The sequence below is a fragment of the Aeromicrobium panaciterrae genome (assembly GCF_031457275.1).
Classification (GTDB): Bacteria; Actinomycetota; Actinomycetes; order Propionibacteriales; family Nocardioidaceae; genus Aeromicrobium; species Aeromicrobium panaciterrae_A.
Genome location: NZ_JAVDWH010000001.1, coordinates 2,116,834 through 2,140,984 on the forward strand (window position 1 = coordinate 2,116,834; position 24,151 = coordinate 2,140,984).

Here is a 24,151-nt window from a genome sequence, read left to right on the forward strand (position 1 = left end):
TAGACTCGGGGCGTGCCGGCTCCCAAAGACGTACTCGCAGAACTCGCCGACATCCTGGCCGCAGTGCAGGGGTGTGAACCTGAGGCTGTTCAACTCGACGCCAAGCTCAAGGATCTGGGCGTCGACTCGATCACGATGATCGAGATCGGCGAGGAACTCGGGCGACGCTTCAACGTCTATCTGTCCGATGAGGCGATCGACGGCTTCACGACCGTCAAGAGCGCTGTCAACGCCGTCGTCCATCACGATGGCGCGCCTCAGGGCTCGCGCCCGCCAGCCGTACCCGCCAAGCTCGCTCCCCCAGTGCCGCGAGTTTCGACGCCTGAGCCAGCGCCCGTACGGTCGTACGACGCTGCACCGGCTCGCGAGCACCTCGACAGCGAGAAGGTCCGCGTTGCCGGTCGGTTCGCAACGTGGATGGCAATCATCGGCGCAGGGCTGGGTGTGTTCATCGGTCTGGGCAGCGCGGCCGTGATCGGTGCGACTGGCTTGGGCGCTGCCAACCTGCCACCGCTCAGCGTCACGACGCCCGACGCGCCCACCACAACTGCTACGACAACCCCGGCCCCTGTTGAGACAGACGGCGAGCCGACCGAGGATCCGACGCTCGTGGTCTCCAGTACTCGGGTCTCTCCCGGCGAACGGTTCCGACTTGAGGGCGCCTTCCCGGAGCTTGGGGCTGGCGCGACACTTCAGGTGCAGGTCAAGGATCCCGGTAGCGACTGGGATGACTTCCCGGTCGACACCCAGACCAAGGCAGGCGGCAGGTACGCGACAGAGATCTACACGTCGCGTACGGGCAGGCGTGAGTTCCGCCTGTTCCACGAGGAGTCGGGCAAGTCCTCGCCCTCGGTCGCGGTCGAAATCGGCTAGGGCGTCTCTCTCAATTGGTGGTCGATCAGGGAGCGTGGCATCCGCGCCCGGATGGCAAGGCAGAGGAGGGAGTCGCACCGGGGTTGTGCGGCGACGACGATAACGCCGCCAGACGGGATGCGGGGCCGCGCGAGCCGACCATCGAATTGGGAGAGATGCCCTAGATGACCTTGTGGAGCCAGCGGACGGGAGCGCCGTCGCCGGCGTGACGGAACGGTTCCAGCTCGGCATCCCAGGCAGCGCCCAGGAGACCGTCGAGGGCTTCGTCCATCGTGATCTCGCCGAGGGCGGTCTTGACCCGGAAGGCCTTGATGCGGTCCTCCGGGATCAGGATGTCGCCGTGCAACCCAGTCAGTGCGTGGAAGATGCCGAGCTTCGGCGTGTACGAGAAGCGCGCGCCTTCGGAGCGTGCGGTCGGCTCCTCGGTGACCTCGAAGCGAAGCTTCTCCCAGCCACGAAGGGCTGAGGCGAGTGCGGCACCCGTACCGGCCTCGGCCTGCCAGGACAGCTCGGCGCGGTACGTACCGGGATCGGCGAGCTGAGGCACCCAGGCGATGTCGGGAGTTCCGCCGAGTACGCCAGCAGCAGCCCACTCGACGTGAGGGCACAGCGCAGACGGAGCTGAGTGCACGAAAAGCACACCCCGGGTCGGGGTGGTCGGCGAAGACATGTTCATTTGGGTGCCTCCCTAGTGTCGCCTTCCCCAGCGTCTTGGGAGCACCTGCGACCATTGTGACGCATTGCAGCGACCAGGGACAACATTTGTCCCGAGAGGAATGTCGAATGGCGACGACTGTCCAGGACGCCCCCGAGCGGTCCCGCTTCGAGATCGAGGTCGACGGTGAGCTCGCGGGATACGTCGAATACAGCAAGCACGGCGACGAGTACAAGGTTCCACACACCCGCATCTACCCGCACTACGAGGGAAATGGCCTGGGCCATGAGCTCGTACGCGGTGCTCTCGCACAGATCGCCGAGCGTGGCGGAACTGTGCTTCCCTACTGCCGATTCGTGGCTCGCGTCATCCGCGATGACCCCGAACTCACCGACCTCGTACGAGAAGAAGAACGCCCCGTCTTCGGTCTCTAGCCCACCGGGTGGACGTCGATGCCGTTCTCACGCCACAGGTCGAGCACGGCGGGCTTGTCGTCCCACGCCGCGACGACGTTGAATCCGTCAGCCTTGATCTGCTCGAGGATGTCGGTCTTGATCAGGACGTCCTTGCGGTAGTCGCCGACGATCCGCATGTAGACCGCGTCATGCGGTACGTCGTGCTTGGTCAGCCACGTCAGCGTCGTGTCACGCCACTGGAACTCGCGCGACGTGACCACGAGGATCGCTCGGCCAGCCTTGTGTTCCTTCTTGACGGCGTCGACCACGTCCGAATGAGGCGGGCAGTCGGCAGAGGCAGCGTGGAAGGCCCAGAAGTCCTTCTCGTCGCCCTCGATCAGGTGCTCAATACTCGAGGTGTCGCACAGCGTGCCGTCCATGTCGAAGATCACCGCGTCGCGCACGTACGCCCTCCTGTCACGTTCAAGTAGGGAGGGCGGGGCTCGAACCCGCGACCCAGGGATTATGAGTCCCCTGCTCTAACCAGCTGAGCTACCTCCCCAAGGGAATGCGGGCTTAGCCTAGCCGGATGGACCCTCTTCCCCTTGAACCTGTCGATGAGAGCTGGGAGACCGCTCTCGTTGTCGTTGCCCACCCCGATGACGTCGAGTTCGGTGCCGCTGCTGCAGTCGCCCGTTGGACCGATCAAGGCAAGGCCGTCGTCTATTGCATGGTCACCAGTGGCGAGGCCGGGATCGACGGCATGACGCCTGATCAAGCGCGTGAAGTGCGCATCGGCGAGCAGATTGAGTCCGGCAAGATCGTTGGCGTCGAGGTTGTCGAGTTCCTCGGCCTCCCCGACGGAATCGTCGAGTACGGCGTACCGCTGCGGCGTGTCATCGCCGAGGTCATCCGCAAACACAAGCCCGAGATCGTGATCACCAACAACTTCCGCGAGACTTGGGGCGGCTCGATGCCCAACCAGGCTGATCACATCGCAGTGGGCAAGGCGTCACTCAATGCCGTCAGCGACGCCGGCAACCGCTGGATCTTCTCCGAGCAGCTCATCGACGGCGTCGAGCCGTGGGGCGGCGTGAAGCAGGTCTGGGCGGCGGGCTCACCAGACAGCAAGCACGGAGTCGACACAACCGAGACCTTCGACCGAGGCGTCGCATCCCTGATGGCTCACAAGGCGTACATCGACGGTCTCGGCTGGGAGCACTTCGATCCTGCCGAGTTCCTCGAAGGTATGTCGCGTCCGACCGGATCACGCCTCGGCGTCACGCACGCAGCACCATTCGAAGTCTTCTCAATGTCCTGGGGCGAATGACATGAACCGATTTGCGATCCCGAACGAGACCGTCCTTCGAGCACGAGAGAAGCTCGTCCTCGACCACTTCCATGACGAGGTCGCGCACGACTGGGACGCAACCCTGTCGACGTTCCCACATCCGCACTACGAGCTGATTCCGATGATGGTCGTCCACGATGGTGACACCGAGGTTCGTGACTACTACCGCGACACACGAGTCGCATTCCCCGACCAGAACCACGAGATCATCGAGATCCGCCACAGCGCGGACTCCGTCATCGTCGAGTTCTGGCTGCTGGGCACCCACCTCGGTCCGTTGGGCAAGATCCCCGCCACCGGTGGCAAGCACCGCACGAGGATCACGGCCTTCTTCATCTTCGATGAGGACGAACGCCTCATCACGGAGCGCATCTATTTCGATCAGCTCTCGGTCCTCAAGCAAGTCGTGGGCGGATTGAACAAGAAGGATCCGCGTGACCTCATGAAGCTCGTCCGAGCTCTCCTCGGCATGCTGACGATGTCGGGCTCAGAGCCCGACCCTCGTCTCGTCAACACGACAGCACCGGACCTCGACACCTAGGCCTGGGAATGACGAAACGGCGCCGAATCTTCGGCGCCGTTGCTGTCTTGCTCCCCCGATTGGACTCGAACCAATAACCTGCCGATTAACAGTCGGCTGCTCTGCCAATTGAGCTACAGGGGATCGGCCCCACGGTGTGGAGCACGGTGCACAACCTTAGCAAGTCCCACGCGCAGATGCCGCATCGCCTTCGCCTCGCGTTGCCTGACTTGCGCGACCGTCAGGCTGCAGGTGTGCGCGACTTCACTGAGCGTCATCGGAGCAGCATCTGCGGCGCCCAATCCGTAGCGCAGACGGAGCACTTCGGCGAGCTCGTCGGGAAGACCCAGGAGGAGTTCGTGACCGTCACCGATCGCGTCCTCGACGAACGGTTCGTCGGCGGCATTGAGCGGATCGTCGCGGCGCGCCTGCTTCATGGCTGAGCCGATCCAGTGCCAGGCGTACGTCGACAAACGCGTGCCGCAATCAGGATCGAAGCGGTCGACAGCGCGGATCAGGCCGAGCGCGCCGGACTGCACGGCGTCGCGCATCTCGTCGCCCCTGAATCCGTGAAGCATCGCGCGTAGCGCCACGGCCCGCATGCCAGCGGTGATGAGCGTGTCTCGAGCCTCGGGATCGCCATCTCGGGCCCGTCGCGCCAACGACTGCTCGTCCGCTGCAGCGAGCTGTGGTTGGGCGAGCAGGCTCTTGATGAAGGCGTCCATGACGCCAGCCTCGGCCGCCCGCGACCGCTGCTGGGAAGCCCGCGTACGGGCTGTGGACGTCGCCTGACGCTCTAGAGGGTGGGGATGCCGATCGAGCGGTCACGCAGCGTGCGGTGCTGCTGCTCGAGGGCGATGAGCTCACCGAACATTCGGTTGTAGGGCTCGGCCTCGTCGATCGGGTTGGTGCGCTGCAGCTTGGACTTGACCTCATTGATCCGCCGAGCCGTCGTGAGCAGCTGGAGCCGCAGGATGACCGACTCGACGACGGAGCTCATGTTGCTCTCCCCCGCGCGCATCGGCTCGACCGCGGCAACGGCGAGTACGCGTTTGAGTTCGTCGCTGGCGACCGAGTCCGACAGCTTGGGCAGCCAGTTGGAATCGGGGGCATCGGGCCATGGCATGACCTGGATGAAGCCCCAGAGCTCCTGCGAGATCGGGTGGGTGAAGTCGTTGGCGTCGAGCCCCTGGGCAAGCTCCTTGGCCAGGTGCGGGTGCTGAACGATCGCCTTGAGCGCCTCACGCTCGTCGAAGAACTGCGGACCGCCGAAGCTCGAAACCTCAACCGGCGGAATGTCGCTGGTTGGCTCGGTCGGACGCGTGGTGGTCGTTGGCGCGGGCTTGGGCGCCGCAGCGCGCTTGCGGTGCTCGGCGCGTACCTGATCGATGTCGACACCGACTCGTCCGGAGATCTCACGCATAAGCTCATCGACCTTGGACTTGTCACGGATCGCCGATGCGAGCGAGACCGCTTCGCGTACAGCGTCGACGCGCTGGTCACCTCGATCGAGGTCGTACTTGCTGAGCATGTTGTCGAGTACGAAGCGGTAGAGCGGGATGCGCGACGCTACGAGCTCGCGTACGGCAGCGTCTCCGTCGGCTAGACGCAAATCGCACGGATCCATGCCGCGCGGCTCGACGGCTACGTACGTCTGCGCGACGAACTGCTGGTCACCACTGAACGTCTTGAGTGCCGCACGCTGACCGGCTTCGTCACCATCGAACGTGAAGATGACTTCGCCGTGGAACGCATCGTGATCAAGCATGAGGCGGCGCATCACGCGGGCGTGATCCTCGCCGAACGCTGTGCCGCACGTGGCGACAGCCGTCATCACGCCAGCCTGGTGGCAGGCCATGACGTCGGTGTAGCCCTCGACGATGACGGCCTGGCTCGACGACGAGATCGCCTTGCGGGCCATGTCGAGTCCGTAGAGGACCTGGCTCTTCTTGTAGATCGGTGTCTCGGAGGTGTTGAGGTACTTCGCCTCGACGCGGTCGTCGTCGAACATGCGGCGAGCGCCGAATCCGATGATCTCGCCGGTCATCTCGCGGATCGGCCAGAGCAGTCGACCGCGGAACCGGTCATAGAGACCGCGGTTGCCCTTGGCTGCGAGTCCACCGATCGTGAGCTCGTCGTCGGTGAATCCCTTGCCTTTGAGGTGGGCGACGAGCGCCTCTCCCCCACGTGGCGCGAATCCCATACCAAAGACCTCGGCGGCAGCCTGGTCGAAGCCTCGATCCTTCACGAACTGACGGCCGACCTCAGCGTCCGTCGATGACTGCAGCGCGGCGGCGTAGAACGCGCCCGCTTCTCGGTGCGCCTCGAGCAGTCGATTGCGCTGCTGCGGATCGCGGCGAGGACCGGCGTCGCCGTCTTCATAGCGGAGGGTGATGCCGTACTTGGCGGCCAGTCGTTCGACGGCTTCGACGAAGGTGAGGCCTTCGATCTCCATCAGGAACTTGTAGACGTCACCGGACGCGTCGCAACCGAAGCAGCGATAGAACCCCTGCACCGGTCGTACGTTGAACGACGGCGACTTCTCGTCGTGGAACGGGCAAAGACCGATGCGGTTGCCGCCGGCGTTGCGGAGGGTGACGTATTGCTCGATGACCTCATCGATGCGGGCGCGCTCGCGGACGATCTGAATGTCCTCGTCCTTGATCCGCCCTGGCATGTGGTGAATGTTAGTCGGCCGAACCCACACTCATACGGCGGTCAGTTGAGGAGACGCAAACCCCACGCGCGGGCCGACACATCGGTGAGGCTGGCGACCTGGTCGATGAGCGCTCGACGCCGGCCAGCATCGTCCGTCGCGCGCTGGAAATCGGCCGCGAACTCGGGCTCGAGGTCGCGTCCTTCACCGCGATCCAGCACCTCGACGAGGGCATGGAGCAGCTCGCGCTGACGGCCCTGTGGACCGACCCGATCGTCAGATCGCATGACGTAGTGAGCCGCGATCGACTTGAGCACGGTGATCTCGTCGCGCGTATCTGTGGGCACTTCGAGGTCAGCGTCGAACCGTATGAGCGGGCCTTCGCCCCATTGCTGCTTCGTTGCGAGCTCAGCGGCGTTGGCGAACCGACCGATCAGTGCGCTGGTCAGGCTTTTGAGCACGGCTCCCTCGGCACGACTGCCGTCAAAGCGGGAAGTCGGCCACTCCGGCATTTCCTGCAGTCGCAGCGAAGCAGCATCGAGTCGATCGTCAGTTGCCTCGGTGTCGTACCAGTCGCGCGCCACGTCGTGGATCGCTGCGCGGTCGAGCTCGCCCGTACCGAGAGCGAACCAGCCGCCGACGACTCCGTCTTCGACGTCATGCACTGAGTACGCGATGTCGTCCGCCAGATCCATGACCTGCGCCTCGATCGGGCGGCGCTTCGCCGGAGCACCTTCGCGCAACCATTCGAAGACAGGTAGGTCATCGGCGTACGCGCCAAACTTCGCGCTGCCATCGGGCGCCTCGCCACGCGCCCACGGGTACTTCACGCAGGCCGACAGCGTCGCGCGGGTGAGGTTGAGACCGACGCTCGTACCGTCGGCCGCGAACGCCTTCGACTCGAGTCGGCTGAGAATGCGGAGGGTCTGGGCGTTGCCCTCAAAGCCACCACACGACTGCGCAGCCTCGTCGAGGGCAACTTCGCCGTTGTGACCGAACGGCGGGTGACCGAGATCGTGAGCGAGAGCCGCCGAGTCCACGATGTCGGGATCGCAGCCGAGCGCCTTGCCCAGCTCTCGGGCGACTTGGGCAACCTCGAGCGAGTGCGTCAGCCGATTGCGTACGAAGTCATCAAAGCCAGCGCCCATGACCTGAGTCTTGGCCGAGAGCCGTCGCAATGCTGCCGAGTGGACGACGCGAGCGCGATCGCGCTCAAACGGCGTACGACCTGCGCGCTTGGGTGGCTCGTCGACAAAACGAACGCGCGCCTCGTCGCCGTACGGTGCGTCGGTCATCGGATGATCTTCGCCATGTTGATGTTGGTGGCCTCAAAGCCTGCTGACTCATACAGGCTGACCGCGGTGGTGTTCTTTGCGAACACATGGAGCTTGAGCAGGCCGATGCTGTGATCGGCACACCACTCCTCCGCGGCTGTCAGGAGTTCGCGACCGAGACCCTTGCCGCGGTGGTCCTCAGCGATCTCGATGTCGTAGATCATCGTCTCGGGCGTCTTCAGCGCCGGATCGGTGAACAGCCAGAGCACGCCGACCTCTTCACCGCCGGAAAGCCCCACGAAGATGCCGTGGCCAGGAGTGTCGAGACCATGAGGTAGATCCCGCTGGTTCTCCTTTGCCGAGCGCTCCAAAGCACCTTCGGCCGGCCAGTTGCCCGAATCGACCTTCTCCTTGGCGTACTCCACGACCAGCCGCTCGTTCCACGAGACGAATCGCTCGGGAGTCATCGGCTGCAGAGTGACGGTCACGGGGGTCAGCGTACTTAGAACTTGCCGTTGCGCGGGCGCGGCTGACACGACGGGCACCAGTAGGACGAGCGGTTCATGAATGCATCGCGGCGCATCCGGGTGCCGCAGCGCTGGCAGGGCTTGCCCTCTTGCCCGTACGCCTGCAGCGAGCGATCGAAGTAGCCACTCGTTCCGTTGACGTTGACGTACAGCGCATCGAATGACGTGCCGCCCTGTTCGAGCGCCTCATGCATGACCTGCGTGATGTGGCCCAGCAGCGCCTCGATCTCACGCGTCTTGAGGTGTCGTGTGTTGCGGGCGTAGTGCAGCGGCGTACGCCAGAGCGCTTCGTCGGCGTAGATGTTGCCGACGCCGGAGATCAGTGTCTGATCGAGGATCGCGCGCTTAACGCCGGTCTCGCGCTTGCGGAGCCGAGCCGCAAAAGCAGCGGCATCAAACAGTGGGTCGAGCGGATCGCGAGCGATGTGGGCGATCTCGTCCGGCAGCTCGGCACCGTCCTCGCTGAAGGACATACCGCCGAAGATGCGCTGGTCAGCGAAACGCAGCTCGCGACCATTGTCGAGCGCCAGCGAGACGCGGAGGTGGCGAGGCGGCTCGTCGCCGGCATTGGCAATGAGGAACTGGCCGCTCATCCCGAGATGGCAGAGCACGGCGTCGCTCGCCCCAAAATCAGGATCAGAGAGCTGCATCCAGAGGTACTTGCCGCGTCGAGCAGCGCCGACGACCGTACGACCTTCAAGTCGTGAAATGAAGTCAGCCGGTCCAGCAAGGTGGCGGCGTACGGATCGCACGTCGAAGACCTCGACGGCCGAGATGGTGCGACCAACGACGTGGTCAGTGATGCCGAGGCGCACGACCTCGACTTCAGGAAGCTCAGGCACTGGCTTCGAGGTCGCGGGTGATGGCCTGCCAGGCGATCTCGGCCACCATCTGCTCGGCTTCCTTCTTGGACGGACCGATGCCGCCCTCAAAGACTCGCTCGCCGACCTTCACGCTCGCGGTGAACGTCTTGTCGTGATCGGGGCCCGTGCCGTCGAGCGTGTATTGAGGAACGCCCAGATCGTTGTTGGCGGCGATCTCCTGGAGCGAGGTCTTCCAGTCGAGGCCAGCGCCGAGCTTGGCCGCATCGGCAATCACCGGATCGAAGATGCGGTGGATGACCTCGGCGGAGCGTTCGATGCCGAACTGCACGTAGATCGCACCAAGCAGCGCTTCGACGGTGTCGGACAGGATCGATGCCTTGTCGCGACCGCCGGTGGCTTCTTCGCCGCGACCGAGACGTACGTGGTCGCCGACGCCGAGCGTACGAGCGACAACAGCCAGGGCCTTCGCGCTGACAACCGCAGCGCGTAGCTTGGCCAGCTGGCCTTCGGGCAGATCGGGGTGCTTGGTGAAAAGCGTGTCGGTCACGACGAGACCGAGCACGGAGTCGCCCAGGAACTCAAGGCGCTCATTGTTGGGGACGCCACCGTTCTCGTACGCGAACGAACGGTGCGTCAGGGCATGCTGAAGGAGCCCGGGATCGAGATCCTGGACTCCAAGGACATCCCGGAGTGCGTCAGTGGATACTGACGCCCCCGTTTTGTCGGGGTGGATCAGAGAACCTGGCGGCTCTCGCCGCGAGCTCCGTACTGTCCGCACTTGGTGCAGGCGTGGTGCGGCTGCACCTTGGAGTCACAGGCAGGGTTGGCGCAATCAACGATCTGCGTTGCAGTGGTCTTCCACTGCGAACGACGGTGGCGCGTGTTGCTGCGCGACATCTTCCTCTTCGGGACTGCCACGATCTACTCCTTGCTGTCATCGGGAACGTTCCCCGACTCTGATGTCTCGGCTGTCCGGACCGGTTGGTCCGCCAGCTGGCTCAACGCCGACCAACGAGGGTCGATCGCGTCACCGTGTGTGTGATCTGGATCGTCCGCGAGTCGAGCGCCACATTCAGCACACAATCCCGGACAGTCCGGACCACACAATGGGTTGTGCGGCAGTGCAAGCACCACCGCGTCCCGCAGTGCGGTTTCGAGGTCGAGTAGCTCGTCCTCAAGGATGAAACTGTCTTCAGATTTCTGATCTTCGGGTGCATCGTCGTAGAGGTAAAGTTCCGTGAATCCGATGACAACAGCGTTGTCGATCGAGTCCAGGCACCGTACGCACTCACCTGTTGCTCGCGCCGAGGCGGTCCCTGTTGCCAGGATGCCTTCCATGATGGCGTCGAGCCGAAGCTCGATATCCACCTTGGAACCCTCGGGCACGCCGTAGACGTCGTAACCCAAATCTGCCGGTGCTTCTATCGTGACGGTGAAAGTACGTTCGGCGCCCGGTTTGCGACCCATCTCATGGGTATCGAAAACCAGAGGTCCCGACAGCACGTTTGACCATCCATCCAGATGCACGACAAATCTTCGACCCGCAAGCAGGCCGAAGAGAATCGTAACCCGCGGAGCCACGCCTGAGCCAATCGAGTGACCAAGCGAGCCCTGCGAGCGGCGTCACTCGAGGTTGAGCGTGCCGCGCCGAAGGCGCCAGGAAGGTCGAAACCTAGTGTCAGCCCTCGATGACACGATGCTGGCATGGGTGAAAGCACACTGACCGAGGGCACAGTGCTGCACGCTGACCTCGACGCGTTCTTCGCCTCGGTCGAACAGCGTGATGACCCGTCCTTGCGGGGCCGGCCGGTCATCGTCGGCGGCGGTGTCGTGATGGCCGCTTCGTACGAGGCCAAGCGTGCCGGCGTACGTACGGCGATGGGTGGGCGCCAGGCGCTGCGCATCTGTTCTGACGCGATCGTCGTGCCACCGCGTATGCACGCATATACGCAGGCCAGCCGCGATGTTTTCGACGTCTTTCACGACACGACGCCGATGGTCGAAGGATTGTCGATCGATGAAGCATTCCTCGAGGTTGGAGGGCTGCGGCGCATACGCGGGCTGCCGTCAGAGATCGCCGCTCAGCTCCGTGTGGACGTCATGGAGCGCGTCGGTTTGCCGATTTCGGTCGGTGTGGCGCGTACGAAGTACCTCGCCAAGGTCGCCAGCGCCGTCTCCAAGCCCGAGGGTCTTTTGGTCGTGCCGATCGAGCGCGAGCTGCACTTCCTGCACGCGCTGCCGGTCGAGCGGCTGTGGGGCGTTGGCAAGGTCACCTCGGGCAAGCTTCGGGCAGCACGCATCAACACGGTCGGCGATGTCGCAGCGATGTACGAAGGCGAGCTGGTCCAGCTGCTCGGACCTGGCAGTGGCCATCACCTGCATGCGTTGGCGCACAACCGTGACCCACGGCCTGTGGTCGTGGGCAAGCGCCGAGGTTCCATGGGAGCTCAGCACGCGATCGGCCGCGGCCATCACACCGCCGAAGAGCTGGATCTGACCCTGCTGGGACTCGTCGACCGCGTCGCTGGTCGCATGCGAACAGCGGGTCGTACGGGAAGTACGGTCACCATCCGGCTGCGGTTCGGTGACTTCACCCGCTCAACGAGTTCGCATACGTTGCCGCGTCCCACCGCTCATACGCTGACGATCCTCGATGTCGCTCGCCAACTGCTTGCCTCACGCGCAGCGGCGATTGCCGAGAAGGGCATCACCCTGATCGGCGTCTCGGTTGGATCGCTCGACGACAACCCAATGCAACTCGCGCTGCCGATCGACGTGGTCGGCGGGGCGACGATCGATGACGCAGTCGACGCCATCCGCGACAAGTTCGGTTCGAAGTCGCTCCGCCGGGCCGTGCAAGTCGGGCGGCCCGATCGAGATGCCATGCCGATCCTGCCCGACTGATCCGGACGTTTCGCCACGGCGAACCTGCCGCGCTCGTAGCATCTTTCAATGGGAGAGGGAGTAGATCGCAACACCGTGGTGCTTGAGCTGCGCCGCGTCGTCTACCGCTGCGAACTCCTCCAGACCACCGAGTTCTCCGACGAAGTGCGCCAGGCGCTCTGGGAATCGGTCGTCGTCACTCTCGCTGACATCAAGCAGAGCGGTGACTGCCAGCGAGCGACTCACGAGCTGATCGTCCACGAACGCTCACGTCATGTCGCGCAGCGTGGCGACACAGCTGTCGTGCCCGACGGGGTTTCGTTGGAGGACCTGGAGACCGGCTGTCTCGCTCCCCCATACGTCGACCCCGACGCAGCAAGAGCGCTGGCCGAAGCCCTGATCGCCGAACTTTCCGGCCCCTAGCGACGAAGTCGCGGGAGGGAGCTCGCTCCCAGTCGGCCGCGGACGGCCTCCTTAGGGAACGGAGTACCCGCCTAAGCGAATTTGGCTTTGAGCTTGTCCAGGACGAAGTCGGGGACGAGGCCAGAAACGTCTCCACCGTGCTTGGCAACTTCCTTGACCAAGCTTGATGCGAGGAACGAGTACTCGGGAGTCGTCGGGATGAACACTGTGTCGACCTCGGTGAGGCTGCCGTTCATCTGCGCCATCTGGAGCTCGTAGTCGAAGTCCGTGACAGCGCGCAGACCCTTGACGATCGCAGCGATGCCGTTGGCGGTGCAGAAGTCGACCAAAAGACCCTTGAACGAAGCGACCGAGACATTGGGCAGGTGCGAGGTGGCCTCGGCCAACAGGTCCTTGCGCTCCTCGATCGAGAACAGTCCCTGCTTTGACTCGTTGACCAGCACCGCAACGACAACCTCGTCGAACAGGCGCGCAGCGCGTTCGATGATGTCGAGGTGACCATTGGTCACGGGGTCAAACGAGCCGGGGCACACGACCTTCGTCATGTCAGCGACCGTACCAAAGCGTCGTCTCTCCGTACTTCTTGTTCCTGAGACCTTCGACACCCTCTGGCCACACGAAGGGATCGCGGGTGGAGCGCTCGACGACAAACAGCGCGTCTGGCGCCGTCCAGACGTCGGTGAGCGACGATACGAACTCCGAGACGGCATCTGTCGTCACCGCGTACGGCGGGTCGAGGAAGACCAGATCAAAGGGCTCGCCGGGCAAGGTGGTCAGATAGCGCTCGACTGTCGTACGGACGACGACTCCGGGCGCACCCAGCGCTTCGATGTTCTGCTTCACGACCGCCGCGGCTCGAGCATCCGATTCGACGAACGTGGCGTGGATCGCTCCCCGCGAAAGCGACTCGAGGCCAAGGGCGCCCGATCCGGCGAAGAGGTCGAGTACGCGCAAGCCGTCGAAGCCACCCAGCTCGGACTCGAGCGATGAGAACAGCGCCTCGCGGACTCGATCGCTCGTCGGCCTCGTTCCGTCGCCCTTGGGTGTCTTGATCTGTCGTCCGCCGTACGCGCCGGCGATGATGCGGGTCATGTCGTCATCTCCGTCGGAAAAGGAGCGTACGGAAACGACGACATGACAGCCTTGTCGTGACCTCGCTGGCGCTCGGTCATGTGCGCTCCAGGTAGTCGGCTTGCTCGGAACGCTCCAGATCGGCGACGGCATCGGCGAGTGCTGGGTGGCACGACAGCGACGGATCGGCGGCGACCACAAGTTCGGCAGCAGTACGCGCTTCATCAATGATTTCACCGTCGCGTACGACCGACAGCAGGCGCAGGCTCGAACGCACACCGGATTGACGGGCGCCCAAGACGTCACCTTCGCGACGGAGCTCGACGTCGAGCCGCGAGAGCTCGAAGCCGTCATTGGTGCCGGCGACTGCATCAAGGCGCTCGCGTGCCGGCGAGCCCTCCTCGGCTGACGTCACCAACAGGCAGAGACCCTTCTCGCTGCCTCGTCCCACGCGTCCTCGTAGCTGGTGAAGCTGCGACATTCCGAATCGATCGGCGTCCATGATCACCATGACGGTGGCGTTGGGTACGTCGACGCCAACCTCGACGACCGTCGTTGCGACGAGTACGTCGAGAGAGCCGCCGGAGAACGAGTTCATGGCTGCGTCCTTCTCCTCAGAACTCATGCGGCCGTGAAGGCTGCCAACTCGCAGACCCTGGAGCGGCCCAGCTGTCAGCTCATCTGCCAGCTCGACCAGCGAGCGGGTGTCCTTGTCATCGACCTCGCCGCCCTCACCGATGCGCGAGACCACGACGTACGCCTGACGGCCGTTGCCGACTTCTTCACGTACGCGTTCCCACGCGCGGTCGAGCCATGAACGGCGATCAGACGGTACGACGGTGGTCTGGATCGGTTGGCGCCCTGCCGGGAGCTCTCGCAGCGTCGACACTTCGAGGTCGCCGAAGACGCTCATCGCGATGGTTCGTGGGATCGGCGTTGCAGTCATGACGAGTACGTGGGGCGTCACTTCGGCGCGGTCGACCAGCGCTGACCGTTGCTCGACGCCAAAGCGGTGTTGCTCGTCGACAACAAGGAGTCCAAGCTCGGCGAACTGCACGTGATCCTGGATCAAGGCATGCGTACCAACCACGATCCCGGCTTCGCCGGACGCAGCATCGAGGAGCGACTCGTTGCGCGCCTTGGCACCCATCGAGCCAGTCAGCAGCCGTACGCGGGTGGCCCCATCGGCGCCGCCGAGCATGCCGCCTTTGGCAAGATCCCCCAGCAGCCCGGTGATTGCCCGATAGTGCTGCGATGCCAGTACTTCTGTGGGCGCGAGCAGGGCCGCTTGGCCGCCTGAGTCGATGACCTGGAGCATCGCGAGCAGAGCCACGATCGTCTTACCGGAACCCACCTCGCCCTGGAGCAGTCGGTGCATCGGATGGGGTTTCTCGATGTCCGCGGCAATCTCAGCGAGAACCCCGCTCTGACCGGCAGTCAACGTGAACGGGAGCTGCTGCTCGAACCGCTCGCGCAGTCCCCCCGGCGCGACTGGTCGCGCCTTCGCGCGCTCGTTCTCGACCGCGAGACGCCGCTGCGCGAACACGGTCTGTACGACGAACGCTTCCTCGAACCGGAAGCGATCTCGAGCACGCTGCCAGTCCTTCGCATTGCGAGGACGGTGGATTGCCTCGAACGAGCCCATCAGGTCAAAGAACCCACGCGGGTCTCGTACGTCGGTTGGCAGCGGATCAGCGACTGGGTCGATTGCATCGAGGCACATACCGACGCAGCGTTCGATCTTCCAGGTCGCCATCTTGGCGGTGGCCTTGTAGATCGGGATGATGCCGCGGCTCAGCCGACTCGCCTCGGTCGGATCGTCGGACGCTTCGATCGACTCCCAGTCGGGGTGCGTGAGCTGGAGCTTGCGGTTGAACTCGGTCACCTCACCGGCAGCGAGACCCAGCGTGCCGGGGACCATCGACTTGAGCCGCCAGGCCTGCTGGAAGAACGTCAGCGTGAGATATCCGGTGCCGTCCGTGACGACAACCTCCGTACGCGTACGCCGACCGCCCGACCCGAACGAGTGGTTCTTGACCGAGTCAATGCGGGCCATGATCGTGACGTGCTGGCCGACCACCAGCTCGGAGAGATCGGTGAGCTTGCCGAGCTCGGCGTACCGGCGCGGGTAGTGCCGCAGCAGATCGCCGACGGTCTTCATCTCGAACGCCGTGGCCAATGGCTTGGCCGTCTTGTCGCCAAGGATGTTGCCGAGCTTGGTGTCGAGGCCGACCATCACTCGACCGCGATGAAGAGCGGGTAGTTCTCCTGGCCCCCGTCATAGACCACGAGGTCGACGTCCGGTCGGGCCTGGCGCAGGTGCTCGGTCAGGTGCGCCTCGACGCCGTCGGCGCCGCCCTCGCCAAGCACGACGGTCACCATCTCGCCGCCCGGCGACAGGATGCGATCGAGCACTTCGACGGTCACCTCGAACACGTCGTTGCCGACAACCGCGAAGTCACCGGCGATCACGCCGAGTACGTCACCTGGCTTGCACGGTCCGACCATCGTCATACCGGGCTCGGTCGCGATCGTGACGGCGCCGTGCTGCGTATGCGCGGCAGCGCTCGACATGGCAACGACAACCTCGTCAAAGCCAAGGCCCGGATCGTGAACGGCCAACGCTGCGAGTCCCTGCACTTGGGCGGTGGTCGGGATGACAGCCACACGTATGCCGTCCTGTCGCGCCGCCTGCGCTGCGGCTTCAAACTGGCCGATGTAGCGGTAGTTGTTGGGCAGCACGATGATCTCGTCGGCGCCCGAGTCCTTGAGCGATGCACTCATTGCGGCGACCGTCAGCGGCGCTTCGCGCGTAAATGCGAGCGGTTGCGCTCCGGCTTCCTCGCACAGCGCCGTGAGACCAGCGCCTGTTGTCGCAGCGATAACCACGCGCCCGCCCTTGGGGCGCTGCGCGATCTGGTCGGCGAAGTGGGTGACGGTGACCCGGTAGGGCCGACCGGCCGCGATTCCGGCCTCGATCGCAGCACCCACGTCGTCGACGTGCACGTGGATGTTCCAGAGCCGGTCGCCGCCGACCACGACGAGCGAGTCGCCAAGCGGCAGCAGCTTCGCTCGCAACTCAGGGATCGCGTCGTCATCCGCATCGAGCAGGTACATCACCTCGTACGAGGGTCCATCGGCGCTGAGGTCATCGCCGGGTACGAGAACCGGCACGGGCACGGGCGCGGTGACCTTCTCCGGCACGCGTCCGGTGAGGGCTTGCTCCGTGGCATCGAGCACGACGACCAGCGCACGGCCGCCTGCGTCGACGACGCCAGCGCGGGCCAGCACTTCCATCTGCTCCGGTGTGCGCGCCAATGCAACGCGAGCCGAGTTGGCGGCTTTGCCGAAGACCGTACGGCCATCGACGCCTGCCTCAGCAGCCTCCGTGGCTCCGACGGCAGCAGCGCGGGCCACCGAGAGGATCGTGCCCTCGACCGGTACGCCGACCGCGGCATACGCAGCGTCGGCGGCGGCGACGAACGACGCAGCAACATCGGTGGCAGTCACGTTGCTCGCGAGGTCGAGGTCAGAGAAGCAGGCGCGTACGAGCTGCGACAGGATCACGCCGGTATTGCCCTTGGCGCCCGTGAGCAGCCCATCGACGTACGCCTTGACCAGCGCCTGAAGCTCCGTGCCCCTGGGAAGCGCGTTGACTGCGTCTGCGCCGGACACGAAGGTCAGGTACGCGTTCGTGCCGGTGTCGCCATCAGGGACCGGGAACACGTTGAGGGCATCGATCTCGGCCCGAGCGACAGAAAGGGCTTCAGCGCACAGCTGAGTCCACGCCCGAAACGCCGTGGAGTTGAGGGTGAGGCCCATGGGGCGAGGCTATCGGTCACCACCGCGCACCCAGCGGACCCAACGCGATTCGCGTCAGCGTCGAGTGATCGGCTATTCTTGAGCGGTTGTCTGCTGATGCATGCGTCGGCGGCACCCACATTCGTCCAAGCAATCTGATTCAACAGGAGTTCGCCGTGGCTGCGGTTTGTGATGTGTGCGGCAAGGGACCCGGCTTCGGCCACAACGTCTCCCACTCGCACCGACGCACGAAGCGTCGTTTCGATCCCAACATCCAGCGTGTTCGCGCTGTGGTTGAGGGCACCCCGAAGCGCGTCAATGTCTGCACGTCGTGCCTCAAGGCCGGCAAGGTCAGCCGCTAACTCGTTTCTCTCTGGACCTGTACCGGTCGAACGGCGAGTGGTCCTACGGATCGCCGTCTAGAGTCTTCTCGTGACCAACGAGACCAACTCCCGAGTACACGCCTTCACCGATGACGCTCTCGGCGACCTCGACGCAGTCGGGGTCGCCGCTGCCATTGCTGCAGGCACCATCAGCGCACGCGAAGCTGCAGAAGCCGCGATCGCCCGCGCCGAGGCCGTCAACCCGGCCATCAACGCCATTCAGGTACCCGACTTCGATCGGGCACTGAAGGCTGCCGACAACCCCGCCCCCGGACTTCTGTCCGGCGTGCCCAGCTTCGTCAAGGACAACACCGAGGTCGAAGGGCTCACGACCGACCAGGGCTCACTTGCGGTGAAGTCGCGTGTGGCAACCAAGAACGAAGCGTTCACTGACCAGTTCCTGTCAGCCGGGTTCACCATGCTCGGCAAGTCGACGATGCCGGAGTTCGGATTCAACGCCAGCACTGAGTACGCCACGCTCCCGCCGACCCGCAACCCCTGGAACACCGGCTACTCGGCAGGCGCATCCTCGGGTGGCGCCGCAGCTCTCGTGGCGTCTGGCGTCGTACCAATCGCCCACGCCAACGATGGCGGCGGCTCGATTCGTATCCCGGCAGCCGCATGCGGTCTCGTGGGCCTCAAGCCCACCCGCGGTCGCGTCGCACCCGCTCACGCCGCAGCCTCGCTGCCGGTCGACATCATCTCCAACGGAGTCGTGACGCGGTCTGTACGCGACACCGCGCACTTCATGGCTGCGACCCAGATCCACCAGGCCGCCGCCGGAATGCCCGAGCTCGGATTGGTCGAAGGGCCGTCGGATCGTCGACTGAAGATCGGCCTGATCGTCGACTCGATCACCGGTTTCTCCACTGACGACGACACCCGCAAGGCGGTCGAGCACACCGCTGGCCTCCTCACGTCGCTCGGTCACGACGTCGTCGAGGTCGAGCTCCCGGTTGATCAGAAGTTCATGGAGGACTTCAAGCACTACTGGGCGATGCTGGCGTTCTCAACGCAGCACTTCGGCAAGCGGGTCATGAGCCCCGACTTCGACAAGACCCTCACCGATCCGTTCACCCGCGGACTGGCCAAGACGTTCAAGCGCAATGCGTGGCGTACTCCGGCCGCGATCCGCGGACTCAAGCGATCGACGCAGGTCTATCACCAGGCATTCGCGGACGTCGACGTGATTCTGTCGCCGACGCTCGCCTACGCGACGCCTGAGCTGGGACACCTGTCCCCCGCCGTCGACTTCCCCGTCGTCTTCGAGCGCCTGATCAACTACGCAGCGTTCACCCCGCTCAACAACGCGTCCGGTGGACCGGCAATCTCGCTACCGCTCGGTCGGTCGTCCGCGGACATGCCGATCGGCGTACACATCTCGGCTGATCACGGTGACGAGCAGACGCTGCTGGAGATCGCGTACGAGCTCGAGGCTGCCCAACCCTTCGCCAAGATCCAGCGCTGATCTAGCGCCAGTGCTGGTGGCCCGCAGGGCCTTCGTACGGCTTGCCGTCGACTGTCACACCCGAGCCGTCGGATACGACGCCGATGCGCGTCCAGCCCTTCGGCAGGGTCGTTTCGGAGCTGAATGTGGCGACCAACGCGTAGTCGTCGCCGCCGGTGAGCATGAACGCCATGCCGTCTGCACCAAGGGCCTCTCCGACCGTGACAACCGGCTCGGGAAGCGTGAACGCTGACGACGTGAGGTCGATGGCGACACCACTGGACTCAGCGATGTGACCGAGGTCGGCCAGCAACCCGTCACTGATGTCGGTCATTGCGGTTGCTCCCGCATTCGCTGCCTGGGGCCCGGCCGCATACGGCGGGGTGGGGATTCGGTGCGCATCCACGGCGGCGCGCGGCGAGCGGAATCCGCGACTGAGCGCAGCGAATCCGGCGCCAGCGAGTCCGAGCTGGCCTGCGAACGCGACGACATCGCCCGGCAGTGCACCATCGCGACGCACAGGTCGTACGGCGTCGCCGAGTGCTGTCACCGCAAGGATGATCAGGTCTGACGCCGTGACGTCACCGCCGACGATATGGGCGCCGACCTTCGAGCACTCCTCCTCGAAACCTCGCACCATGTCGACGGCCCACGCCACCGGCAGGTCTGCGGGAGCTCCGAAGCCGATCGTCAGCCCGGTCGCCACACCTCCCATGGCGTTGATGTCCGAAAGGTTGCACGCGGCCGCCTTGCGACCGATCTCGTACGGGCTCGACCAGTCGCGCCGGAAGTGCCGGTTCTCCACCAGCAGATCGGTCGACACGAGAACCTTGCCGTCACTGGTTGCTAGGTACGCGGCGTCATCGCCAGGCCCGATCAACACGTGCTTGCTGGTGCCGATGCCCTGGCGGATCAACTCGATCAGCCCGAATTCGCCAACCTCACCGACTGTCGGTTCACCACCTGCACCAGAGTCCATAGGGGCATTGTGGCGCAGGTAGCGGGTCGGACGCGGGAGGCATCGGATACCGTGGCAAGTCTCGCCCCCACGAAGGAGTTTCATGATGGCTGTTCAGGCCTACATCCTCGTCCAGACCGAGGTCGGCAAAGCGGCCGATGTCGCCCGGGCAATCGCCGACATAGAGGGCGTCACGATGGCCGAGGACGTCACCGGCCCGTACGACGTCATCGTCCGCGCCGAGGGCGCCAGCGTCGATGAGCTTGGCGCCATGGTCGTCACCAAGGTGCAGGGCGTTCCCGGCATCACCCGCACGCTGACCTGCCCGATTGTGCGCATCTGACGCGTGAAGCGACTCCTGCCCGCGCTGCTGTTGCTCGCGGGGTGCAGTTCGGGGCTCGTGGTGGACACGTACCCCACGACGCCTGACACCGACGCTGACTGCAAAGCCCTGTACGCCGACGGCGTCCAGAAGGTTGCGGGTCAGAAGCAGGTGCTCGTGAAGGGTTCGAAGGCCACGGCATGGGGTGATCCAGCGATCATCCTGCGCTGCGGCGTCACCAAGCCAGATGAGCTCCTGGCGACATCACGCTGCGACATGGTCGCCGATGTCGGCTGGTTCACCGAGAAGATCGCGGACGGCTACCTGTTCACGACGATCGGTCGCCAGTTCTTCATCAGCGTCGAGGTGCCGGCCGCATACGACCCGGCCGCCGACGCATTGGTCGACATCGCACCGTCCGTGCTCAAGCACGACCCGGTGGTCAAGGCCTGCGTCTAGCGCAGACCTGTGTCGCGGTTGAGCGCCAGCTGGATCAGGCGATCGACGAGCTCGGCGTACGGCACACCACTCGCCTCCCACAGCAACGGGAACATCGAGAATGGGGTGAATCCGGGCATCGTGTTGATCTCGTTGATGATCAGGCCGTCTGATGTGTCGAAGAAGTCGACGCGCGCCAGGCCTTCGGCACCGATCGCCTCGAACGCCTGCACCGCGTAGGTACGGATCCGCTCGCTCAACGTCGTCGAGATGTCGGCGGGCACGATGTTGACGCTGGTGCCGTCGAGGTACTTCGCCTCGAAGTCATAGAACTCATGGTTGGACTCTTCGGCGACGGTGATCTCGCCGACGACACTGGCGATCGGCGTACCGTCCGGCTGCTGCATGACAGCGCACTCGAGCTCGCGCTTGTTCTTGGCGGCGGCTTCGACGACAACCTTGGGATCGAAGTCCTGAGCCTTGGCGACGGCACCGTCGAGCTCGTCCCACGAGTCGACCATCATCACGCCCGAGCTTGATCCTGCGCGGGCCGGCTTGACGAACACCGGCAGGCCGAGTGCCTTGATCCGGGCAATCACCCGATCGTGCTGGCTCTTCCACTGCCACAGCTGGATCGTGACGTACGGGATCTGCGGCAGACCGCCAGCGGAGAACACGGTCTTGGTGAACGGCTTGTCCATACCGACGGCACTGGCGAGGACGCCGGCGCCGACGTAGCGGACATTCGCCATCTCGAGCAGGCCCTGGATCGTGCCGTCTTCGCCCCACGGGCCGTGGAGCAGCGGGAAAACGGCATCGAACTCGTGCAGAGCTTCCCAGGTGAATGCGGCGTTGCCGGCGCGCACCTCGGGCAGCGTGCCTGGCTCGAGGTCCGGCCATTCGGCCGTTTCGGACACCCAGTCACCCTCACGGGTGATGCCGATCGGCTGTACGTCGTACTTCTCGCGATCGATCACAGCGAGCACCTCGCGCGCCGTGAGGCAGGAGACGCCATGTTCGCTGGAACGACCGCCAAAGATCACGGCCAGGCGGGGCTTGTCGACTGAGGGGTCCATCGAGAGGCTCATTGCGGACCAAGATACCGGTCAGTGTCACAATGGGGCGCATGCACGGACACGATCTCTCGCCCTCGACCATTGCGGTCGGCGCGGGACGGCCAAACCGCGTGCCAGGGGGCCCGCTCAACGCACCGATCACGCTTGCCAGCGCGCTGGTTCCGGGTGGTCAGTCCGAGTACGGACGCCACGGCAATCCGACCTGGGACTCGTTTGAGCAGGTGCTCGGTGCCCTCGAAGGTGGGCGTGCGCTCGCGTTCGCATCGGGCATAGCTGCCTCCACTGCGCTCTTTGATCTCGTGCCGGCCAAGTCTGTGGTTGTCGCCCCCCGTGGTGCCTACTACGGCACGGTCGACCAGCTCAAGGAGCGTGCGCGCCGCGGTCAGATCGAGCTCCGCCTCGTCGACATGGACAACACAGCCGAGATCATCGCCGCGTCCGAGAGCGCTGCGCTCGTCTGGATCGAGTCGCCCACCAACCCGGGACTCCAGATCGCCGATATCGAAGCCATCACACATGCCGCCGCCAAGTCCGGCACCGCGGTCGCGGTCGACAACACCTTCGCCACTCCCCTGCGCCAGCGCCCACTCGAGCTCGGCGCCGACTTCGTCGTCCACTCCGCATCCAAGCTGCTGTCAGGGCACAGCGACGTGGTGCTGGGTGCGATCGTCACCAACAGCGAACGCGCCCACAAGGCGATCGAGAAGCGCCGGTCAACGCTCGGCGCAATCCCCGGAGCCATGGAGACCTGGCTGGCTGCTCGCGGCATCCGCACGCTCCACGTTCGGCTCGACCGCGCCGAGGCAAACGCCAAGGAACTGCACAAGCGCCTGTCGGCACACCGGCTCATCAGCTCGTCGCGCTACCCCGGCTTCGGCACGATCATCGCTCTCGAAGTCGTCGGCGGCCCGCAGGTCGCGCAGAAGATGACTGAGCAGAGCGACATCATCACGTACGCCACCAGCCTCGGCGGTGTGGAGTCGACGTGGGAGCGCCGTCGCCGTCACCCTGGTGAGTCTGAGTCCGTCCCAGAGGGACTGATTCGACTCTCGGTCGGCATCGAAGATGTTGAGGACCTCTGGATCGATATCCAGAACGTCCTCGCCGCGACGAACTAGCCGCACCCCGCCCCCCTAGCGACGAGCTCTGCGAGGAGCGGGAGCGAAGCGAAGGGGCGTGCGACTAGAGGCTCGCTCGAGCCCTCGAACTCACCACGCTTCGGGGCTCGTTCCTCGCCCCTCCCAGTCGCTTCGCTCCTTAGCGAGCGAGGGGTTAGACCTTTTCGGGCTTTGCCTGTCGCGAGATCAGGGCTGAGACGAGCTCGTTCGGGGTCATCTTGCCGGCGATCAGCGCCGCGACGTGCTCGACGATCGGCATCTCGACGCCATACATGGCTGCGAGCTCGCTGACGGACTGGCAGGACTTCACGCCCTCAGCCACCTGGCGGGTCTGCGCCGTCACTTCCTCGACCGACATACCTTCGCCGAGCTTCTCGCCGAACGTACGGTTGCGCGACAGCGGCGACGAGCAGGTGGCGACGAGGTCGCCCATACCCGCCAGACCCATGAACGTGACCGGATCAGCGCCAATTGCTGCGCCGAGCCGGGCTGCCTCCGCGAGGCCTCGCGTGATCACAGACGCCTTCGTGTTGTCGCCATAGCCGAGGCCGACGCACACGCCGACTGCGAGGCCGATGATGTTCTTGGCGGTGCCGGCAAGCTCGCAGCCGATCACGTCCGTCATCGAGTAGGGACGGAATGCTGCTGTGTGGCACGCCTTCTGGATGCGCTCAGCAACCGCCTGATCGGTGCACGCCACCACGCTGGCGGCAGGCTCGCGGTTGGCGATCTCCTTGGCAAGGTTGGGGCCGGAGACAACGGCAATGCGCTCAGGTCCGGCGCCAGTGATCTCGGCGATGACCTCGCTCATGCGCTTGTGGGTGCCGAGCTCGACGCCCTTCATGAGGCTGACCATGACGGCGTCGGCGGGGATGTGCTTGCTCCACGACTCGAGGTTCGAGCGCAGCTGCTGTGACGGTACGGCGAGCACGACGATCTCCGCACCCTCGAGCGCCTTGGCCGGATTGTGCGTCGCTGTGATGGTCTCTGGGAGAGCGATGCCGGGAAGGTAGTCGGTGTTCTCGTGCTTGGAGTTGATCGTCTCGCAGAGCTCTTCGCGGCGACCCCACATGCATACGTCGTTGCCGGCATCAGCGAGCACCAGAGCGAACGCGGTGCCCCAGGACCCTGCACCCATCACGGCTGTCTTGGCCAT

At 64.8% G+C, this 24,151-nt stretch carries 28 protein-coding genes and 2 tRNA genes; 11 read left to right on the forward strand and 19 right to left on the reverse strand.

Annotated elements, in window-relative coordinates; genetic code table 11:
• Window positions 1–12: 12 nt before the first annotated feature.
• The gene (locus J2X11_RS10795; RefSeq protein WP_309970614.1) at window positions 13–873 is read left to right on the forward strand and encodes an acyl carrier protein; all 861 of its coding nucleotides are present in this window, start codon (window positions 13–15) and stop codon (window positions 871–873) included.
• 160 nt (window positions 874–1,033) lie between these two features.
• On the opposite strand, the gene J2X11_RS10800 is transcribed toward J2X11_RS10795, so the two are convergent.
• On the reverse strand, window positions 1,034–1,543 hold the full coding sequence (locus J2X11_RS10800) for a DUF3145 domain-containing protein (protein WP_309970616.1): 510 nt from the start codon (window positions 1,541–1,543) through the stop codon (window positions 1,034–1,036).
• Window positions 1,544–1,656: 113 nt separating this feature from the next.
• On the opposite strand from J2X11_RS10800, the gene J2X11_RS10805 reads away from it, so the two are divergent.
• Entirely contained in the window at window positions 1,657–1,962 is a 306-nt protein-coding gene (locus tag J2X11_RS10805) for a GNAT family N-acetyltransferase (RefSeq protein WP_309970618.1), read from the forward strand.
• Here the strand turns inward: J2X11_RS10805 and J2X11_RS10810 are convergent.
• A complete protein-coding gene (locus J2X11_RS10810; protein WP_309970620.1) occupies window positions 1,959–2,387 on the reverse strand; it encodes a phosphatase domain-containing protein in 429 nt (142 codons plus the stop codon). The genes J2X11_RS10805 and J2X11_RS10810 overlap by 4 nt on opposite strands.
• A 24-nt stretch (window positions 2,388–2,411) precedes the next feature.
• Window positions 2,412–2,485: transfer RNA gene (locus J2X11_RS10815), tRNA-Met, on the reverse strand.
• A 27-nt stretch (window positions 2,486–2,512) separates the two neighbouring features.
• Between J2X11_RS10815 and J2X11_RS10820 the strand changes: the two genes are divergently transcribed.
• Together J2X11_RS10820 and J2X11_RS10825 are read left to right on the forward strand one after the other, a co-directional pair.
• A complete protein-coding gene (locus J2X11_RS10820; protein WP_309970622.1) occupies window positions 2,513–3,253 on the forward strand; it encodes a PIG-L deacetylase family protein in 741 nt (246 codons plus the stop codon).
• Between the two features lies 1 nt (window position 3,254).
• Window positions 3,255–3,815, forward strand: a complete 561-nt coding sequence (locus J2X11_RS10825) for an ester cyclase (RefSeq protein WP_309970624.1) — start codon at window positions 3,255–3,257, stop codon at window positions 3,813–3,815.
• A 50-nt stretch (window positions 3,816–3,865) separates the two neighbouring features.
• Here J2X11_RS10825 and J2X11_RS10830 read toward each other — a convergent pair.
• The 9 genes from J2X11_RS10830 to J2X11_RS10870 form a co-directional block, all read right to left on the reverse strand.
• Window positions 3,866–3,938 (reverse strand) — tRNA-Asn (locus J2X11_RS10830).
• Window positions 3,929–4,519: a sigma-70 family RNA polymerase sigma factor gene (locus J2X11_RS10835; RefSeq protein ID WP_309970627.1), complete on the reverse strand. Its 591-nt coding sequence runs from the start codon at window positions 4,517–4,519 to the stop codon at window positions 3,929–3,931. Before J2X11_RS10835 ends, J2X11_RS10830 begins: the two co-directional genes overlap by 10 nt.
• Window positions 4,520–4,590: 71 nt before the next feature.
• Window positions 4,591–6,471, reverse strand: a complete 1,881-nt coding sequence (dnaG, locus tag J2X11_RS10840) for a DNA primase (protein WP_309970630.1) — start codon at window positions 6,469–6,471, stop codon at window positions 4,591–4,593.
• A 41-nt stretch (window positions 6,472–6,512) separates the two neighbouring features.
• Window positions 6,513–7,745 carry a deoxyguanosinetriphosphate triphosphohydrolase gene (locus J2X11_RS10845; RefSeq protein ID WP_309970633.1) on the reverse strand — a complete coding sequence of 411 codons (1,233 nt, stop codon included), beginning with the start codon at window positions 7,743–7,745 and terminating at the stop codon, window positions 6,513–6,515.
• Window positions 7,742–8,212, reverse strand: coding sequence for a GNAT family N-acetyltransferase (locus J2X11_RS10850; protein WP_309970636.1), 471 nt, complete (start codon window positions 8,210–8,212; stop codon window positions 7,742–7,744). The genes J2X11_RS10845 and J2X11_RS10850 overlap by 4 nt, the downstream gene beginning before the upstream one ends.
• 14 nt (window positions 8,213–8,226) lie before the next feature.
• Window positions 8,227–9,093: a bifunctional DNA-formamidopyrimidine glycosylase/DNA-(apurinic or apyrimidinic site) lyase gene (mutM, locus tag J2X11_RS10855; RefSeq protein WP_309970640.1), complete on the reverse strand. Its 867-nt coding sequence runs from the start codon at window positions 9,091–9,093 to the stop codon at window positions 8,227–8,229.
• The gene (gene rnc / locus J2X11_RS10860; protein ID WP_309970643.1) at window positions 9,086–9,853 is read right to left on the reverse strand and encodes a ribonuclease III; all 768 of its coding nucleotides are present in this window, start codon (window positions 9,851–9,853) and stop codon (window positions 9,086–9,088) included. Before rnc ends, mutM begins: the two co-directional genes overlap by 8 nt.
• The gene (rpmF, locus tag J2X11_RS10865; protein WP_309970647.1) at window positions 9,808–9,993 is read right to left on the reverse strand and encodes a 50S ribosomal protein L32; all 186 of its coding nucleotides are present in this window, start codon (window positions 9,991–9,993) and stop codon (window positions 9,808–9,810) included. The genes rnc and rpmF overlap by 46 nt, the downstream gene beginning before the upstream one ends.
• 3 nt (window positions 9,994–9,996) lie before the next feature.
• Window positions 9,997–10,542, reverse strand: coding sequence for a YceD family protein (locus J2X11_RS10870; RefSeq protein ID WP_309970650.1), 546 nt, complete (start codon window positions 10,540–10,542; stop codon window positions 9,997–9,999).
• 237 nt (window positions 10,543–10,779) lie between these two features.
• Here J2X11_RS10870 and dinB point away from each other — a divergent pair, with 237 nt between their 5' ends.
• Both dinB and J2X11_RS10880 read left to right on the forward strand, forming a co-directional pair.
• Complete coding sequence (gene dinB, locus J2X11_RS10875) at window positions 10,780–11,979, forward strand: DNA polymerase IV (RefSeq protein WP_309970653.1); 1,200 nt, start codon at window positions 10,780–10,782, stop codon at window positions 11,977–11,979.
• 48 nt (window positions 11,980–12,027) lie between these two features.
• Window positions 12,028–12,381 carry a hypothetical protein gene (locus tag J2X11_RS10880; RefSeq protein ID WP_309970655.1) on the forward strand — a complete coding sequence of 118 codons (354 nt, stop codon included), beginning with the start codon at window positions 12,028–12,030 and terminating at the stop codon, window positions 12,379–12,381.
• Between the two features lie 71 nt (window positions 12,382–12,452).
• On the opposite strand, the gene coaD is transcribed toward J2X11_RS10880, so the two are convergent.
• From coaD to J2X11_RS10900, 4 genes are all read right to left on the reverse strand, one after another.
• Window positions 12,453–12,926: a pantetheine-phosphate adenylyltransferase gene (gene coaD, locus J2X11_RS10885; RefSeq protein WP_309970658.1), complete on the reverse strand. Its 474-nt coding sequence runs from the start codon at window positions 12,924–12,926 to the stop codon at window positions 12,453–12,455.
• Between the two features lies 1 nt (window position 12,927).
• The gene (rsmD, locus tag J2X11_RS10890; protein WP_309970661.1) at window positions 12,928–13,473 is read right to left on the reverse strand and encodes a 16S rRNA (guanine(966)-N(2))-methyltransferase RsmD; all 546 of its coding nucleotides are present in this window, start codon (window positions 13,471–13,473) and stop codon (window positions 12,928–12,930) included.
• A 76-nt stretch (window positions 13,474–13,549) separates the two neighbouring features.
• Window positions 13,550–15,688 carry an ATP-dependent DNA helicase RecG gene (recG, locus tag J2X11_RS10895; protein ID WP_309970664.1) on the reverse strand — a complete coding sequence of 713 codons (2,139 nt, stop codon included), beginning with the start codon at window positions 15,686–15,688 and terminating at the stop codon, window positions 13,550–13,552.
• Window positions 15,688–17,274, reverse strand: a complete 1,587-nt coding sequence (locus tag J2X11_RS10900) for a DAK2 domain-containing protein (protein WP_309970666.1) — start codon at window positions 17,272–17,274, stop codon at window positions 15,688–15,690. Before J2X11_RS10900 ends, recG begins: the two co-directional genes overlap by 1 nt.
• A gap of 155 nt (window positions 17,275–17,429) precedes the next feature.
• Between J2X11_RS10900 and rpmB the strand changes: the two genes are divergently transcribed.
• Window positions 17,430–17,615: a 50S ribosomal protein L28 gene (gene rpmB, locus J2X11_RS10905; protein WP_309972351.1), complete on the forward strand. Its 186-nt coding sequence runs from the start codon at window positions 17,430–17,432 to the stop codon at window positions 17,613–17,615.
• Window positions 17,616–17,685: 70 nt separating this feature from the next.
• Window positions 17,686–19,104: an amidase gene (locus tag J2X11_RS10910; RefSeq protein ID WP_309970669.1), complete on the forward strand. Its 1,419-nt coding sequence runs from the start codon at window positions 17,686–17,688 to the stop codon at window positions 19,102–19,104.
• A 1-nt stretch (window position 19,105) separates the two neighbouring features.
• Here the strand turns inward: J2X11_RS10910 and J2X11_RS10915 are convergent, their stop codons facing one another.
• Window positions 19,106–20,062 (reverse strand): thiamine-phosphate kinase, encoded by a 957-nt coding sequence (locus J2X11_RS10915; protein ID WP_309970672.1) that lies wholly within the window; start codon window positions 20,060–20,062, stop codon window positions 19,106–19,108.
• 85 nt (window positions 20,063–20,147) lie between these two features.
• On the opposite strand from J2X11_RS10915, the gene J2X11_RS10920 reads away from it, so the two are divergent.
• A complete protein-coding gene (locus tag J2X11_RS10920) occupies window positions 20,148–20,384 on the forward strand; it encodes an Lrp/AsnC family transcriptional regulator (RefSeq protein ID WP_309970674.1) in 237 nt (78 codons plus the stop codon).
• A 3-nt stretch (window positions 20,385–20,387) separates the two neighbouring features.
• A complete protein-coding gene (locus tag J2X11_RS10925) occupies window positions 20,388–20,822 on the forward strand; it encodes a DUF3515 family protein (protein ID WP_309970678.1) in 435 nt (144 codons plus the stop codon).
• Here the strand turns inward: J2X11_RS10925 and J2X11_RS10930 are convergent.
• Complete coding sequence (locus J2X11_RS10930) at window positions 20,819–21,877, reverse strand: D-alanine--D-alanine ligase family protein (protein ID WP_309970680.1); 1,059 nt, start codon at window positions 21,875–21,877, stop codon at window positions 20,819–20,821. The two genes, J2X11_RS10925 and J2X11_RS10930, sit on opposite strands and share 4 nt — an antisense overlap.
• A 50-nt stretch (window positions 21,878–21,927) precedes the next feature.
• Between J2X11_RS10930 and J2X11_RS10935 the strand changes: the two genes are divergently transcribed.
• Window positions 21,928–22,995, forward strand: a complete 1,068-nt coding sequence (locus tag J2X11_RS10935) for a trans-sulfuration enzyme family protein (RefSeq protein WP_309970682.1) — start codon at window positions 21,928–21,930, stop codon at window positions 22,993–22,995.
• 154 nt (window positions 22,996–23,149) lie between these two features.
• Here the strand turns inward: J2X11_RS10935 and J2X11_RS10940 are convergent, their stop codons facing one another.
• Window positions 23,150–24,151 carry an NAD(P)H-dependent glycerol-3-phosphate dehydrogenase gene (locus J2X11_RS10940; protein WP_309970686.1) on the reverse strand — a complete coding sequence of 334 codons (1,002 nt, stop codon included), beginning with the start codon at window positions 24,149–24,151 and terminating at the stop codon, window positions 23,150–23,152.

Bases quoted from the DNA above. Each gene is read 5' to 3' on its own strand.
- J2X11_RS10900 (WP_309970666.1), bottom strand. From the start codon at position 17,274: ATGGGCCTCACCCTCAACTCCACGGCGTTTCGGGCGTGGACTCAGCTG.
- dnaG (WP_309970630.1), bottom strand. From the start codon at position 6,471: ATGCCAGGGCGGATCAAGGACGAGGACATTCAGATCGTCCGCGAGCGC.
- J2X11_RS10845 (WP_309970633.1), bottom strand. From the start codon at position 7,745: ATGACCGACGCACCGTACGGCGACGAGGCGCGCGTTCGTTTTGTCGAC.
- J2X11_RS10835 (WP_309970627.1), bottom strand. From the start codon at position 4,519: ATGGACGCCTTCATCAAGAGCCTGCTCGCCCAACCACAGCTCGCTGCA.
- rsmD (WP_309970661.1), bottom strand. From the start codon at position 13,473: ATGACCCGCATCATCGCCGGCGCGTACGGCGGACGACAGATCAAGACA.
- J2X11_RS10880 (WP_309970655.1), top strand. From the start codon at position 12,028: ATGGGAGAGGGAGTAGATCGCAACACCGTGGTGCTTGAGCTGCGCCGC.
- coaD (WP_309970658.1), bottom strand. From the start codon at position 12,926: ATGACGAAGGTCGTGTGCCCCGGCTCGTTTGACCCCGTGACCAATGGT.
- J2X11_RS10920 (WP_309970674.1), top strand. From the start codon at position 20,148: ATGGCTGTTCAGGCCTACATCCTCGTCCAGACCGAGGTCGGCAAAGCG.
- recG (WP_309970664.1), bottom strand. From the start codon at position 15,688: ATGGTCGGCCTCGACACCAAGCTCGGCAACATCCTTGGCGACAAGACG.
- J2X11_RS10825 (WP_309970624.1), top strand. From the start codon at position 3,255: ATGAACCGATTTGCGATCCCGAACGAGACCGTCCTTCGAGCACGAGAG.
- J2X11_RS10800 (WP_309970616.1), bottom strand. From the start codon at position 1,543: ATGTCTTCGCCGACCACCCCGACCCGGGGTGTGCTTTTCGTGCACTCA.
- J2X11_RS10940 (WP_309970686.1), bottom strand. From the start codon at position 24,151: ATGGCCAAGACAGCCGTGATGGGTGCAGGGTCCTGGGGCACCGCGTTC.
- dinB (WP_309970653.1), top strand. From the start codon at position 10,780: ATGGGTGAAAGCACACTGACCGAGGGCACAGTGCTGCACGCTGACCTC.
- J2X11_RS10820 (WP_309970622.1), top strand. From the start codon at position 2,513: ATGGACCCTCTTCCCCTTGAACCTGTCGATGAGAGCTGGGAGACCGCT.
- J2X11_RS10935 (WP_309970682.1), top strand. From the start codon at position 21,928: ATGCACGGACACGATCTCTCGCCCTCGACCATTGCGGTCGGCGCGGGA.
- J2X11_RS10870 (WP_309970650.1), bottom strand. From the start codon at position 10,542: ATGGGTCGCAAACCGGGCGCCGAACGTACTTTCACCGTCACGATAGAA.
- J2X11_RS10930 (WP_309970680.1), bottom strand. From the start codon at position 21,877: ATGGACCCCTCAGTCGACAAGCCCCGCCTGGCCGTGATCTTTGGCGGT.
- J2X11_RS10805 (WP_309970618.1), top strand. From the start codon at position 1,657: ATGGCGACGACTGTCCAGGACGCCCCCGAGCGGTCCCGCTTCGAGATC.
- J2X11_RS10915 (WP_309970672.1), bottom strand. From the start codon at position 20,062: ATGGACTCTGGTGCAGGTGGTGAACCGACAGTCGGTGAGGTTGGCGAA.